Here is a 13,548-nt window from a genome sequence, read left to right as displayed (position 1 = left end):
GCGGGTCTTGTCTGGTGCCGGTTGTTATTCCCGCGTTATGGCGTGATTTTGCCATTGCTTTCAGTTCGTGGCCGCCGCATGTTCCTCTCATCAGGGGAAGATGATGCGGGTAATGGGACTGGTGGAATGACAGCAGATGTAATCGTATTGGGTGCCGGTATCGTCGGCGTTTCCACGGCGCTGCAACTGGCACGCAAGGGCAAGAGTGTCGTTCTTGTTGACCGGCGTGAACCGGGTGAAGAAACCTCATTTGGCAATGCCGGGCTTATCCAGCGTGAAGGTGTTGTGCCATACGGTTTTCCGCAGGATCCGGGAAAAATCCTCCGTTACGCATTAAACAATAGTATCGACGCACATTACCACCTGTCCGCTTTGCCATCGGTGGTCTCGTTCCTGACCAGATACTGGTGGAACTCCAATGCATCGCGTCATCAGGCGATCGCCCGTGCCTATGCGCCGCTGATCGAACATTCGATTTCCGAACATCAGATATTGATTGAAGCGGCTGGCGCAGGGCACCTGATCGCCAAGAATGGCTGGATGGAGGCGTATCGAACACCTGAAAAGCGCGATGCCGAATATGCAGAGGCTGATCGCATTTCCGCGCAGTATGGCGTGCGTTATACCCGGTTGAGCAAGGGGGAACTGGAACAGGCGGAACCGCATCTCAGCCATGATTTTGTCGGCGCGTTGAAATGGGAAGACCCGTGGTCGGTTCTCGATCCCCGCGGCCTGACGATGGCTTATCTGGCCCTGTTCCAAAGCCTTGGCGGCAAGTTCATAAAAGGAGATGCAACCACCCTTGCGCAAACCGCAACCGGCTGGAAAGTGCGCACGCTGGATGGAGCGGTGGAAGCTGCCGAAGTGGTTTTGGCGCTTGGACCATGGGCGGATGAGGTCACACGTAAGCTGGGTTATCGTTTCACGCTTGGCGTAAAACGCGGTTATCACATGCATTATAATTTGCGTGATGGCGCCAAGCTGAACAACTGGCTTCTGGACGGTGAACGCGGATATTTCCTCGCGCCTATGAGTAAGGGCATTCGTATGACAACAGGCGCAGAGTTTGCGCGTCGCGATGCGCCGAAAACGCCTGTTCAGCTTGACCGCGCCGAAAAGGTTGCCCGGACGATCCTGCCGCTTGGTGACAGGCTGGATGCCGAACCTTGGATGGGTGCGCGACCCTGCACCACAGACATGATGCCGATTATCGGTCAAGCGCCGCGCCATAAAAGCCTGTGGTTTGCGTTTGGACATGCTCACCACGGATTGACGCTTGGGCCAATTACCGGTCGTATTCTGGCCGAGATGATGAATGGCGAAACGACAGTCATTCCCGCCGATGCCTACCGCCCGGAACGCTTCAACCCGTGAAGATCGGGCGGATCAATATCTGACCAATCAATTGATTTTTCAATCAAATGATTGGTCGATTTCGTTAAGCTTGTACTTGATCACCTGAAAAAAGATCGTTTAGAAAATGCTGTTGCATTTAGCAAGAAAACAAGACAGAAGCACTCAAGTAATGCAACCGTCTTGGGTTTTACTAACCTTAAGCGTGTGGTGGTGGGGACCGGCCCGATAAATGTCAGGCAACCACATGACAGCGTCGTTCAGCCTTATGGCTGTTATCCAGCGACACTCAGAGTGATTGATCTTTGCATTGCGCTCGCCGGGAAGCATTTTGTTCTCCGGCCCGATGCATGAGTAGACAAGGATGAGAGGACAAATTTATGAATGAAGCTTTTGTTCCTGTCGGAAGACAGGCTGCTTTTGAACGCGGCAGCTTTACTGGGAACGCCAAGGAATATTTCGGCATCTGGATCGTCAACATTCTCCTGACGATCGTGACAATCGGCATTTATTCCGCCTGGGCAAAGGTGCGCCGCAAACGGTACTTTAATGGTAACACCGTTCTTCACGGCCGCGCCTTTGGGTATCACGCCACCGGCGGACAGATTTTCAAAGGCCGCCTGATTGCCTTTGGTTTCATCATTGTCATGAACGTCCTGGCGTTCATTATCCCGCCAGCTGCTCTCCTCTCACCGATCGCTATCCTTATTTTCCTGCCGTGGCTGATGATGCGCAGCATTCGGTTTAACGCACGTGTCACCAGCTATCGCAATGTTCGCTTTGACTTTGTAGGCACCGCAGGCGGCGCATTTGTATCGATCATGCTCGGCAGCATGGTTGCATTCCTGTCTTTCGGTATCCTGGCGCCTTTCAGCAGCCGTTGGGCCACCAAATATGTTTTCGGCAACCTGCGTTATGGCGACCGTCCACTCACGGCTGACCCGACGATTGGTAAGCTTTATAATGCATGGTTCATCCCGGCTGTTATGGTCGTGCTGGGCGGCATTCTGTTTAGCGCGCTTTCAGCAGTATTTCTTGCAACTCTTTCGTCTCTTGAAGGCGAGAGTTCTCAAGTCAGGTTTGCCGCTAGCCTTTACAGCACGATATTCGGTGCGTTTCTGGTCTACGGTCTTGCCGGCATCGTTTACCGCGTTGGTGTCCGCAATGTAGTCGTATCGTCTATGGTGCTGGACGGAAAACACCAGCTCGCTAGTGACCTGGGCCGTGGCCGTTATTTGTGGATCGTTATTTCAAACCTCGTCGTCAGTGTGATGACATTTGGTCTGATGCGCCCTTGGGCGGCGGTGCGCGAAGCACGTTACAGCGTCGAACACACGGCAATTCGTTTTGACGGCGATGTAGGTGAAGTTCTATCGTCCATCGAAGCAACGGGCGCTGCGGTCAGCGCCGAATATATGGACATGGAAGGCTTCGAGTTTGGTTTCTGATATCAGGAACATGGTTTCGGGCGAGTGGCATGCCGCTCGCTCGAACCTTTCAAACCCCGCACAACTCAAACTCAGTGGCCATATGCTGCTGGTTTATGGTGCCAACGACAACAGGGTTTATGTGCAGGCTGATATCGAACTGGTCGAGGTCAGCCAGCGCGTCGGCTCCATTCCCAGGGAAATCACCTTTCCTGATGGCTCGCTGTTTGAAACACCTGATAATGATGGCATCGACACATTGCTGCGTTATCACCGTAAAAAGGGTGTCGGCGTTGTCCATTGGCTGGAACAGTTTCGGCCCCGGCTGATCGGTATTACAGTTGCGGCAGTTTTCCTTGCTTACGCTACCTATCGGCTGGCACTGCCCGCCATGGTGGAGCTTGCCGTTGCCGTCACCCCGCCCATGGTGCCGGAGTTGATGTCTTCCAGCACCATGGCAGCACTGGATCGTACGGCTTTTTCGCCGAGTGAACTGACCAACGAAAAACAGGATGAAATCCGGCAGGACTTTGCCAAGATCGCCGCGCATGCAGAAGGGTCGCCTGAGGATTACAAGCTGAACTTCCGCAAGGGTGGGGTCATTGGCCCCAATGCCTTTGCGTTGCCGGATGGTACACTTGTGGTCACGGATGAGCTGGTTTCTCTGGCGGGCGACGATCTGCAGATGATCACCGGTGTTCTGGCCCACGAGATTGGCCATGTCGAATATGAACACAGTCTGCGCCAGCTTTACCGCGCAGCCGGTTTGGCCGGTCTGGTCATGCTGGTGGCGGGTGACGTTGGTTCTGCCATGGAAGATATTCTGACGCAGGGCGGTGGTCTTCTGGCCCTGTCGCATTCACGTGATGCAGAAGCCGAAGCCGACAGGCGCTCGGTGGAATTGATGCGGGCTGCTGGCCTCGATGCCACGGCGATTGAACGGTTCTTTGCGCTGATGGAAAAAGAGTTCGGTGATCACGACAAGACAAGCATGCTCTCAACCCATCCCGGTACACCGGAACGGCGTGAGGCAATCATCAATTACGATAAGGAATTACAGAACCGCTGAATGCCTTGAGGCGCGGTGCCTCAAGGCTTCCTGTCAGTTCGACGGGCCTTCGTTGAAGCCGACTTCGTCCACCAGTTCCGAAGCTTCTTTTCTGTGCGCGGCAATCTCGGTCAGGGACAGTGGGTCCGGCTTTATCGGGCCAAAACCTTTGACCACGTCGGAAGGCTGCGCACCCGGCAGAACCGGATATTCAAACACTTCCTTTGCGTAGATTTCCTGCGCCTCACCAGAGGCCAGGAACTCCATCAGCTTCAGCGCATTGTCGCGGTTCGGAGCATATTTGGTCATGGCCACGCCCGAGATATTGACGTGTGTGCCGCGATCGGCAGCATTCGGGAAGATGACCCGTACAGCACCGGCCCATTCTTTTTCTTCCGGCTCCTTGTCATTGGTCAGCATCAGGCCAACGTAATAGGTGTTGCCAAGCGCGATATCGCACTCGCCGGAAAAGATCGATTTCGCCTGGGTGCGATCAGTACCGTCAGGCTTGCGGGCCAGATTGTTTTTCAGACCGGTCAGCCATTCGCGGGTATAGTCAACACCGTGATGGGCAATCATCGAGGCAAACAGCGCAATATTATACGAGTGCTGACCATCACGAATGCAGATGCGGCCTTTCCACTTGGGGTCTGACAGTTCCTCGTAGGTGATGTCCTTTTGTGTCACGCGGTCCCTGGAAGCGTAAACGACACGGCCACGTGTCGTCAGGCCGAACCACTCGCCCTCCGGGTCGCGCAGATTTGCAGGAATGTCCTTTTCAATGACGGGATCATTCAGCACAGGCTGCGTAACGCCGCCCTCCTTGGCCTCGACCAAACGTGCAATATCAACCGTCAGCAGAATATCGGCAGGCGAATTGACGCCCTCGGCCTGAATGCGCTCGACAAGCCCTTTGTCCAGAAACAGCACATTGGTCTCGATGCCGGTTTCTTTGGTAAAGGCGTCCAGCAGCGGCTGAATGAGTTCCGGTTGGCGGTAGGAGTAAACATTGACTTCACCGTCGGCGAAAGCTGTGGAAACACCGGAGCAAAATAAGCATCCTGTTAACGCAGCCCAAAAAACGCGAGGTTTCACGCTTGCCATTGGCCTAGCCTCCATTACATTGCCATTGTTGAGTTGTTTGTTCATGATTCAAGGGAATGGTCAACACGGCTATTTCAGCAATTCTGAAATTAAATGGAATTTTTTCCAATCTTGGAATTGTTCTAAACTGAAATACAGACTATATAACTCCAAAAAGAGAGTTAGGAGATCAGCATGCGCTTGACAAAACAGACCAATTACGCCGTTCGCATGTTGATGTATTGCGCAGCGAATGACGGCAATCTCAGCCGTATCCCGGAAATCGCCAAGGCTTATGGCGTATCCGAATTGTTCCTGTTCAAAATCCTCCAGCCACTGAACAAGGCAGGTCTGGTTGAGACGGTTCGTGGTCGTAACGGTGGTGTGCGTCTTGGCAAACCAGCTGACAAGATCAGCCTGTTTGACGTTGTCCGCGTCACCGAAGATAGCTTTGCCATGGCAGAGTGCTTTGAAGATGGTGCTGTCGAGTGTCCACTTGTTGACAGCTGCGGCCTCAACTCAGCGCTGCGTAAGGCTCTGAATGCCTTCTTTGATGTGCTGGCAGAGTATTCCATTGATGATCTGGTCAAGGCCCGTCCACAGATTGGCTTCCTGCTCGGTCTTGATGACATGCCAGCCAGGCGTCCTGCGCCAAAGACAACGGCCTCTGCGCCTGTCGTGCCTGCAGCCTGATAATTCGTAGACAGAGATTTTCAAAAACCCGCACTTTGTGCGGGTTTTTTATTGGCGAAAAGCAAAACCTGCTTCGCATCTTCCGACATAGTCGTTAGGCTGATATCAGAATATCCGCCTTTCTTGCATCGCCACATACCGATTGTTTTCCTGCCGTGATTACCAAACCAGAGATCCTCACCCTGCTGCTGACGGTTGTCGTTGGTACTACCGGGGCCGCACTTGCAGCCATTGCAGGTATTCCTGCACCATTTCTTTCTGGCCCCGCACTTGCCGTTACAATGTGCGGACTTTTCGGCCTCAAACTAGACATTCCCAAACGCGTCCGTGATGCCTGCTTTGTGCTCGTTGGCATTTCCATGGGCACCAGCGTCACGCCTGAAATATTCCACGCCGCGAAATCCTGGCCTTTGAGTTTCGTCGCGGTCGTCGTTACCGTTGTCCTGCTACTGTATTGCGGATACTGGCTGCTGCATTACGTGTTCCGTTATGACCGTACCACCGCCATGCTTGCCGCATCGCCCGGCCACCTCAGCTACATCATCAGCCTGAGTGCTGAAACGCGCAGCGACCTAGCCAGCATCAGCATCATTCAAAGTGTGCGCGTCCTTGCTTTGACGCTGTCCGTTCCTCTGATCGTTGAATATTTCGATCTCGTCAGTACCGATATTTCCGCACCGGCCGCCGCCATGAACCCGGTTGTGCTTGTCGTGACATTTGCCTGCGCACTGCTGCTCGGCATGCTGTTTATCCGCTGGCGTTTTCCTGCTGCTCTGCTTTTGGGTGGCATGGTCGTTTCCGTTGCTACCCATATTACCGGCTTTACCGCAGGTGCTGTGCCGCCATGGGCCATCCAGCCGACCTACATTCTGATCGGCTGTCTGATCGGTCTACGGTTTTACAATGTTTCGATTGGCGAACTGAAACGCGCCTTTATCGCCGGTGGAGTTTTGACCATCGTTGTGGTGGGCATTGCCGGTGCCATCGCACTCACCATTTCCAACCTCACTGGCGTGCCCCTGAATGCCGTGATGATTGCCTTTGCGCCGGGTGGACTGGAAACCATGGCAGCCATGGCCATCATGATGCATGCCGATGCCACCTATGTTGGCTCGCACCATATTTTGCGTCTGCTGTTTTTGTCATTCCTCATGCCGGCTGTTCTGAAAAGAACGTCCGGATTGGAAGACAAGGATGCTGACAAGTAACAGGCCGCGACGTCGCGACCGGCTACCCCGTTGGTCGCAAACGAAAATCCCTGGCACTGGACCGGGGATCAAACTGTCAGACTATTGGCGTTAGCGAACCAGTCGTACAGAGCCTACTGTGCCGCTGGAACCGGCAGAGCCGTAGGGCTCCAGCTGCCAGTTGGCGGAGTTGATGATCATCGAATTGACCACCATGGATATCTTGTTGGACTGATTGGTGGTCGAGTTATAGACCACGTCACGGTTCGGCAGATGGATGATGCCCTCCAGCTGCTCACCCTTGGAGCCGTTAAAGATATATTGCTGCTTGTTGTTGCTGTTGGAGGCATTGCTGGTGTTTTCAAACATCAGAATGCCCTTGTAGGTACCGCTTGTTGGTGCGGTTGCCGTAAAGGTTAGTCCACCATTGGCGCGAATTTCGCTGTTAACGTCGGGGAAGTAGAAGGTCACGCCTTCTGCCACAACGGTCGCGCCGCTGTTGATGATCATACGTCCCTTGATAATATGCAGTCCCGGCTCAAATGTAATTTTCGGGCTACCGTTAAATGTCGTTGCACAGTGAACGCCCGGCTTCATCACCTGCGTCTGACCGTCGCGCGTGCCGCTTGTTGTGCAAATGGAGGAAACGGTCGGCTCGCTCAACTTTCCAGCATAGGGATTGTCAGCTGCGGCGCAACCCACTTCAAGATTGGTCAGCGTGCCGCCATTCTTGATGTAATTTGTGCCCTTCACGCAGAACCGCATCGTATTGATGGTGGAGCCGCTATTCATGATAAAGGCGGGGTTGCTGGTGGAGTGGACATCGACACCACATTTGGTGGCTTTGACATTGGCTCCGGAATTGATGAGTACAGCCTGGCTCTGCTTACCCATCACGTAAATGCACGGGCCGCCTGTGTCTGCCTTGTCGGCAATCGCGGTGGACGAGACTGAAATGTTCAGTTCATTCAGTCCAGCTAGACCCAGGAAGGATGGTTTGAATTTATCTGCGAATGTGCCGGTTACGCTGCCATCGGGATTGTTGCTGACCGTCAGCACCGCCGCGGAACTCATTTCAACCGGCTGGCCGTCTTTCGTGTCTTCCGGCAGAAACGCGCCCATGAAGTTTTCCACTTCCTGGCGCTGGCTTTTCGCGTCAGATTTCAAAACGGCAGCCAGAACGGCCGCATCCATTTTTTCCTGCAATTCCTGCTTTTTTGCAAAAGCATGCGACATATCAACGGCACCACCAGCTGCAACCAGTAGGACAGGTGCCATCACGGCGGCCATAATACCAAAATTTCCGGAGCGGTCTGAAGTCAAGCCACGTAAAATCTGCTTTGTTTTAAATATTTTTGTTTCAAGTCCGGACATCATGTTCAACCGTCGTTTCATATCGAGACAAATCATTCGCTTATAAAATTGTTGTATTTTCAACGCTTTAATATTTTGAAAAGAGTGTAGGCCAACAAACGGTAAACGCGATGATTGCATTTTTAGCAATTAATGCGTGCGGTAATATGATTGCTGCGATGACTTTTTTTGGGTTTGCGATCATTTATGAACGTGTTAGGCGAAATTGAAATTTTTCCTTCCTCCCATTCAGGTGCGTTATGAGAAAAGCAATCGTCGTCATGGGCGTCAGCGGCTGCGGCAAATCCACGGTCGGTGAAGCAATCGCTGCAAAGCTTGGCATTGAGTTTCAGGAAGGCGATCGCCTTCATCCTCAGTCGAATGTTGAGAAAATGGCAGCAGGCATTCCGCTAAACGACGACGATCGTTGGCCGTGGCTGGATTTGATTGGAGAGGAGCTGCGCAAAGGCATTGCCAAAGGCGGCATCGTCATTTCGTGCTCGTCGCTGAAAAAAACCTACCGCGAGCGCCTGCGCAACGCCTGCGACGGTGATCTGGCATTTGTGTTTCTGAATGGATCGCTTGAGCTGCTGACCGAGCGCATGGGCGCGCGCACCGGCCACTTCATGCCACTGTCATTGCTCACCAGCCAGTTGGCAACCTTGGAAGACCCGACCGGTGAACCGGGTGTGGTGACCGTCGATATCAGCCATAGCCCTGAGGTGATTGTTGAAAATGCCCTTGAAGGGCTGAAGCAGGCTTAAAGCCTTGCGACCCGGCCATTGTCCGGTGTGGCTTTCAATTCCCTGACATGAGAAAAGCGCGCCCTTGCAAACAGGACGCGCTTTTTATGGGCTAATTTACAGGCCCAAACGGTCGCGCAGGCCGTACCACCATGCGCCAAGGACCGTCAGTGGCACGCGGAATGTCTTGCCTCCGGGGAATGGCAGGTTTGGCAGGGATGACCACACGTCGAAACGTTCGGCGTGACCGGCCACTGCTTCACCGAGAATCTTGCCGAGAAGATGGGTTGTCGTCACCCCATGGCCACTGTCACCATGCGAGAAGTAGACATTCTCGGCCAGTTTGCCCATGTGCGGAATACGCGTCAAAGTCAGCGCAAAATTACCACTCCACGCAAACTCGATTTTTGTTTTTTCCAGTTGCGGAAATGTCTTCAACATATTGGGGCGGATAACGCCGGTCAAATCTGCAGGGTCTGACCCGCCATAGCCGATACCACCGCCATACAGCAGCCGGTTGTCGGAGGTGCGGCGGTAATAATCAAGAATGTAATTGGCGTCTTCGACACAGTAATTGGCAGGCAAAAGCTGCTCGATCAGATCGGCGTCCAGCGGTTCCGTCGCCATGACTTGGCTCGACACCGGCATCATCCTGTCGCCAATTTGCGGCAGCAATTTACCGAGATAGGCGTTGCCGCAGACCAGCACATATTTTGCAGTGACCTTGCCGGTTGCCGTCCGCACAATTGGATTTGCACCGAATTCAACCGCAGTGACGCGTGAGTTTTCGTAAATACGTCCACCGAGACTTTCGACCGCGGCGGCTTCGCCCAGCACCAGGTTAAGCGGATGAATATGTCCACCGAGTTTATCGATCATGCCCCCGGCATAACGATCGGTCTTGACGTATTTCGACACTTCTGCCTTTGAAACCATTTCGAGGCCGGTGTGCCCGTGTTTTTCCCAATGCGCCTTGTGCGCCTCCATTTCGCGGATTTGTTTATCGGTAAAGGCGGCGAAGAACCCGCCATGAACCAGATCGCAGCCGATTGAATATTTCGCGACACGGCTGCGGATAATCTCTCCGCCTTCCAGCGACATGGCTGCCAGTTTTAGCGCCTTGTCTTTTCCGTAACGCCCCGCAATGGTTTGCAGGTCGCGGCTGTAGCCGTTGACGATCTGGCCACCATTGCGACCGGATGCGCCAAAGCCAATTCGCTCGGCCTCAAGCACGACAACGGAGTAACCGCGTTCACTCAATTCAAGGGCAGCCGACGTTCCGGTAAAGCCGGCACCGATCACGCAGATATCAGCTTCAACATCGCCTTGAAGGGCAGGGCGGACATGTTTGTCATTGGCGGAAGCCGCATACCAGGAAGATGTGTGGCCGGGGTTTGTGCTCGCAGAAGAAACCATGCTCATGTCACACCGTCCTGATATATGCGTCATATTCGACGTCGGTTACGCGGAGCGAAAACTCGGAAAGCTCCTGTTGTTTGCAGGCGGAATATAGCGTGCGATATCTTTGTCCAAAGGTCGCGTAGGCAAAGCTGGATCGTGCAAAGCGCTGCAACGCATAGTCCCAGTTCGTCGGCAATGGTTCGTGGTTGATTGCGTGGCTGTCGCCAGCAATAGCGCCGCCGGGCTGACGCTTTTCCTTCATGCCGGTCAACGCTGCATTGAGGATCATTGCCAGCACCAGATAGGGGTTGGTATCAGCCCCAGCGACACGGTGCTCAATACGCGTGGCAGGTCGGCTGGCAGTAATCACCCGCACGGCAGCAGAGCGGTTGTCGAAACCCCATGAGGCATAGGTTGGTGCGTGTTCGCTGGGGCGCAGGCGGCGGTAGGAGTTGGCGTGTGGTGCAAACACCGCCATGCTTTCTCCCATGTTTTCCAGAAGTCCTCCAACCGAATGCATCAGTGCATCGGATGGACCATCAGGCCCGATGAAGATGTTGTTGCCGTTTTGATCCAGCACGGAAAAATGCACATGCATGCCGTTGCCAGCCTGTGTGCCATAGGGTTTGGCCATGAAGGTGGCATCAAGATCATGCTTGCGCGCAACGCCCTTGACGATACGCTTCAGGAACACCGCAAAATCTGCAGCCCGTAGAGCATCCGGGACATGGTTGAGGTTGATCTCATATTGGCCGGGGCCATTTTCACGCAATGTCGTATCGGCCGCCACTTTCTGTTCGCGACATGCCGTTGCCACTTCGTGGAAGACGTTTTCGAAATCCTGTAATTCCGAAATCGAAAGCACCTGGGTCTGGCCGGTATGCCAGCGGCCTTCGCGGCTTTTCGGTGGACGGACAGGGTCAAGGGCAGAGCGCACAGGGTCGATCAGGTAAAACTCAAGTTCCGTTGCGACAACAGGTGTTAGACCCAGCTTTTTGTAGCGGTCCAGCACCTGCGCCAGCACGTGGCGTGGATCGGCGAAAAAGCCATTTCCATCGGCATTTTTCATCGCCAGTAGAACCTGCGCGGTCGGACGCCCAAGCCATGTCACGCGCGAAAGTGATTCCGGGACGGCGTAACAAATCCCGTCGGGATCACCCGTTCCTTCAGCAAGCCCGGCGGCGTTGACGTCCCGGCCCCAGATATCGAGGGCATAAACGGAGCGCGGCACGGCCATTCCTTTTTCCAGAATATCCAGTGCGCGTTCGCGCGGAATCCATTTGCCACGCGGAACACCGTTCACGTCGATGACAAAGGCTTCTAGAATTTCAATGTCGGGATTTTCGTTAAAAAAGGTCTTTGCGTATTCAATATTATCCATTCAGGCACCAAAGGTCTGTTTCCGTTCATGCGACATGTCCGCTTGTCGCTAACGAAAAACATCTCTTTGCTGGTAGATCAGAAAACGCGCCACCATAACCCGCAAACACCCCATTATCGGCCGGTCCGGTTAGGCCCAACCTTTCTTGATTGAGAGTATGTTACGTGCACTGCGTGCAGAAGGCCAGCCATAAAGCGCATTACGAGAGCGAGAGATCACGATCTGTGCAATCGCAGCTGCAAAAAACAACGCCCGTAGCAGTTGATATGCTACGGGCGCGCGGTCAGGGGATATGGTTCGCATCACGCAGCAAATAGAGAGCTGCGAGGACGCACAGTGAAAGATCCATCAGGCATCACTTCATTGTCGGCATGACGAACTCGGCGCCAGACTTGATGCCTGATGGCCAGCGTGCGGTGATGGTCTTGGTTTTGGTCCAGAACTTGATGGAGTCTGTACCGTGCTGGTTGAGGTCACCGAAGCTTGAAGCCTTCCAGCCGCCGAACGAGTGGTAAGCCAGCGGAACCGGGATTGGTACGTTGACGCCAATCATGCCAATGTTGATACGCGATGCAAAGTCACGAGCCGCATCACCATCGCGGGTGAAGATAGCAACGCCATTGCCATATTCATGCTTCATCGGCAGATCGATGGCTTCTTCGTAGTTCTTGGCGCGGACAACCGACAGAACTGGTCCGAAAATTTCCTGCTTGTAGATATCCATGTCGGTCGTGACGTTGTCGAACAGGCAGCCGCCGACGAAATAACCGTCTTCATAACCCTGAAGCTTGAAGTTACGGCCGTCGACCAAGAGGTTTGCGCCCTGCTCAACGCCGCTGTCGATGAGACCCTTGACGCGTGCCTGCGCTTCCTTGGTGACCAGCGGGCCCATGTCGGCCTTGTCATCGGTGTAAGGACCGATCTTCAGGGCTTCGATTTGCGGGATCAGCTTTTCGACCAGACGGTTTGCTGTCTCTTCACCAACCGGAACGGCAACGGACACCGCCATGCAACGTTCGCCAGCAGAGCCGTAACCTGCACCCATCAGCGCGTTGACGGCCTGATCGAGATCGGCGTCCGGCATGATGATCATATGGTTCTTCGCACCACCGAAGCACTGGGCGCGCTTGCCGTTCATGGCAGCCGTACCATACACGTAACGGGCAATCGGCGTGGAGCCGACGAAGGATACTGCACCAATATCCGGGTCGGTCAGAATGGCATCGACGGCGCCCTTGTCGCCATTGACGACATTGAGGATGCCTGCCGGCAGACCAGCTTCGATCATCAGTTCTGCAAGGCGGATCGGCAGGGATGGATCGCGCTCAGATGGCTTGAGGATAAAGGCGTTACCGCAAGCAATAGCCGGTGCAAACATCCACATCGGGATCATGCCCGGGAAGTTGAACGGTGTGATACCGGCACCAACGCCAACAGGCTGGCGGATGGAATACATGTCGATGGCAGGGCCGGCACCTTCTGTGAACTCACCCTTGGACAGATGCGGAATGCCGCATACGAATTCGCAGACTTCAAGACCGCGGATAATATCGCCCTTGGAATCATCGACCGTCTTGCCGTGTTCGCTGGAAAGCAGAACGGCAAGTTCGTCCAGGTGGGTGTTGAGAAGCTCAACGAACTTGAAGAATACGCGGGCGCGGCGCTGCGGGTTGGTCGCGGCCCACTTTGGCTGTGCCTGCTTGGCGTTCTCAACAGCCGCACGGATTTCAGCTTCGCTGGCCAGTGCCACGGTTGCCTGAATTTCACCGGTTGCCGGGTTGAAAACATCAGATGTGCGTCCACTGGTGCCAGCAACATGTTTGCCGCCAATGAAATGACCGATTTCCTTCATGATGATCCTCCAAATTGAATTGGCGTC

Annotated in this window: 11 protein-coding genes; 6 read left to right on the top strand and 5 right to left on the bottom strand. The window is 54.1% G+C overall.

The window, feature by feature from the left end; genetic code table 11:
• Positions 1–126 precede the first annotated feature (126 nt).
• The 3 genes from M2418_RS15350 to M2418_RS15340 all read left to right on the top strand — a co-directional run bounded on the left by M2418_RS15350 (position 127) and on the right by M2418_RS15340 (position 3,849).
• A complete protein-coding gene (locus tag M2418_RS15350) occupies positions 127–1,374 on the top strand; it encodes an FAD-binding oxidoreductase (protein ID WP_259147675.1) in 1,248 nt (415 codons plus the stop codon).
• A gap of 359 nt (positions 1,375–1,733) precedes the next feature.
• Entirely contained in the window at positions 1,734–2,801 is a 1,068-nt protein-coding gene (locus tag M2418_RS15345; RefSeq protein WP_192486886.1) for a YjgN family protein, read from the top strand.
• Positions 2,791–3,849 (top strand): M48 family metallopeptidase, encoded by a 1,059-nt coding sequence (locus M2418_RS15340; protein ID WP_259147672.1) that lies wholly within the window; start codon positions 2,791–2,793, stop codon positions 3,847–3,849. The genes M2418_RS15345 and M2418_RS15340 overlap by 11 nt, the downstream gene beginning before the upstream one ends.
• A 33-nt stretch (positions 3,850–3,882) precedes the next feature.
• Here M2418_RS15340 and M2418_RS15335 read toward each other — a convergent pair whose 3' ends face one another.
• The gene (locus M2418_RS15335) at positions 3,883–4,947 is read right to left on the bottom strand and encodes a Fe(3+) ABC transporter substrate-binding protein (RefSeq protein WP_405049444.1); all 1,065 of its coding nucleotides are present in this window, start codon (positions 4,945–4,947) and stop codon (positions 3,883–3,885) included.
• 159 nt (positions 4,948–5,106) lie between these two features.
• On the opposite strand from M2418_RS15335, the gene rirA reads away from it, so the two are divergent.
• A complete protein-coding gene (gene rirA / locus M2418_RS15330) occupies positions 5,107–5,604 on the top strand; it encodes an iron-responsive transcriptional regulator RirA (protein WP_259147670.1) in 498 nt (165 codons plus the stop codon).
• 155 nt (positions 5,605–5,759) lie between these two features.
• Positions 5,760–6,812, top strand: a complete 1,053-nt coding sequence (locus M2418_RS15325) for an AbrB family transcriptional regulator (RefSeq protein ID WP_259147668.1) — start codon at positions 5,760–5,762, stop codon at positions 6,810–6,812.
• 90 nt (positions 6,813–6,902) lie between these two features.
• Here M2418_RS15325 and M2418_RS15320 read toward each other — a convergent pair whose 3' ends face one another.
• Positions 6,903–8,165 (bottom strand): TadE/TadG family type IV pilus assembly protein, encoded by a 1,263-nt coding sequence (locus M2418_RS15320; protein WP_259148024.1) that lies wholly within the window; start codon positions 8,163–8,165, stop codon positions 6,903–6,905.
• Between the two features lie 239 nt (positions 8,166–8,404).
• Here M2418_RS15320 and M2418_RS15315 point away from each other — a divergent pair, with 239 nt between their 5' ends.
• Positions 8,405–8,908 carry a gluconokinase gene (locus tag M2418_RS15315; RefSeq protein ID WP_259147666.1) on the top strand — a complete coding sequence of 168 codons (504 nt, stop codon included), beginning with the start codon at positions 8,405–8,407 and terminating at the stop codon, positions 8,906–8,908.
• Between the two features lie 96 nt (positions 8,909–9,004).
• Here M2418_RS15315 and M2418_RS15310 read toward each other — a convergent pair whose 3' ends face one another.
• From M2418_RS15310 to M2418_RS15300, 3 genes are all read right to left on the bottom strand, one after another.
• Positions 9,005–10,303 carry an NAD(P)/FAD-dependent oxidoreductase gene (locus tag M2418_RS15310; RefSeq protein ID WP_405049443.1) on the bottom strand — a complete coding sequence of 433 codons (1,299 nt, stop codon included), beginning with the start codon at positions 10,301–10,303 and terminating at the stop codon, positions 9,005–9,007.
• A 7-nt stretch (positions 10,304–10,310) separates the two neighbouring features.
• Positions 10,311–11,669 (bottom strand): glutamine synthetase family protein, encoded by a 1,359-nt coding sequence (locus tag M2418_RS15305; protein WP_192486891.1) that lies wholly within the window; start codon positions 11,667–11,669, stop codon positions 10,311–10,313.
• A 355-nt stretch (positions 11,670–12,024) separates the two neighbouring features.
• Positions 12,025–13,521: a CoA-acylating methylmalonate-semialdehyde dehydrogenase gene (locus M2418_RS15300; RefSeq protein WP_250983494.1), complete on the bottom strand. Its 1,497-nt coding sequence runs from the start codon at positions 13,519–13,521 to the stop codon at positions 12,025–12,027.
• Positions 13,522–13,548 lie beyond the last annotated feature (27 nt).

It is taken from the genome of Rhizobium sp. BIGb0125, from assembly GCF_024810055.1.
Classification (GTDB): domain Bacteria; phylum Pseudomonadota; class Alphaproteobacteria; order Rhizobiales; family Rhizobiaceae; genus Agrobacterium.
The sequence above is the reverse complement of the archived record's forward strand: the minus strand, read 5'-3'. Positions and strand labels throughout refer to the sequence as shown.

Excerpts from the sequence above, each read along its gene's own strand:
- M2418_RS15350 (WP_259147675.1), top strand. The coding sequence starts at position 127 with ATGACAGCAGATGTAATCGTATTGGGTGCCGGTATCGTCGGCGTTTCC.
- M2418_RS15345 (WP_192486886.1), top strand. The coding sequence starts at position 1,734 with ATGAATGAAGCTTTTGTTCCTGTCGGAAGACAGGCTGCTTTTGAACGC.
- M2418_RS15335 (WP_405049444.1), bottom strand. The coding sequence starts at position 4,947 with ATGGAGGCTAGGCCAATGGCAAGCGTGAAACCTCGCGTTTTTTGGGCT.
- rirA (WP_259147670.1), top strand. The coding sequence starts at position 5,107 with ATGCGCTTGACAAAACAGACCAATTACGCCGTTCGCATGTTGATGTAT.
- M2418_RS15320 (WP_259148024.1), bottom strand. The coding sequence starts at position 8,165 with ATGTCCGGACTTGAAACAAAAATATTTAAAACAAAGCAGATTTTACGT.
- M2418_RS15315 (WP_259147666.1), top strand. The coding sequence starts at position 8,405 with ATGAGAAAAGCAATCGTCGTCATGGGCGTCAGCGGCTGCGGCAAATCC.
- M2418_RS15310 (WP_405049443.1), bottom strand. The coding sequence starts at position 10,303 with ATGGTTTCTTCTGCGAGCACAAACCCCGGCCACACATCTTCCTGGTAT.
- M2418_RS15305 (WP_192486891.1), bottom strand. The coding sequence starts at position 11,669 with ATGGATAATATTGAATACGCAAAGACCTTTTTTAACGAAAATCCCGAC.
- M2418_RS15300 (WP_250983494.1), bottom strand. The coding sequence starts at position 13,521 with ATGAAGGAAATCGGTCATTTCATTGGCGGCAAACATGTTGCTGGCACC.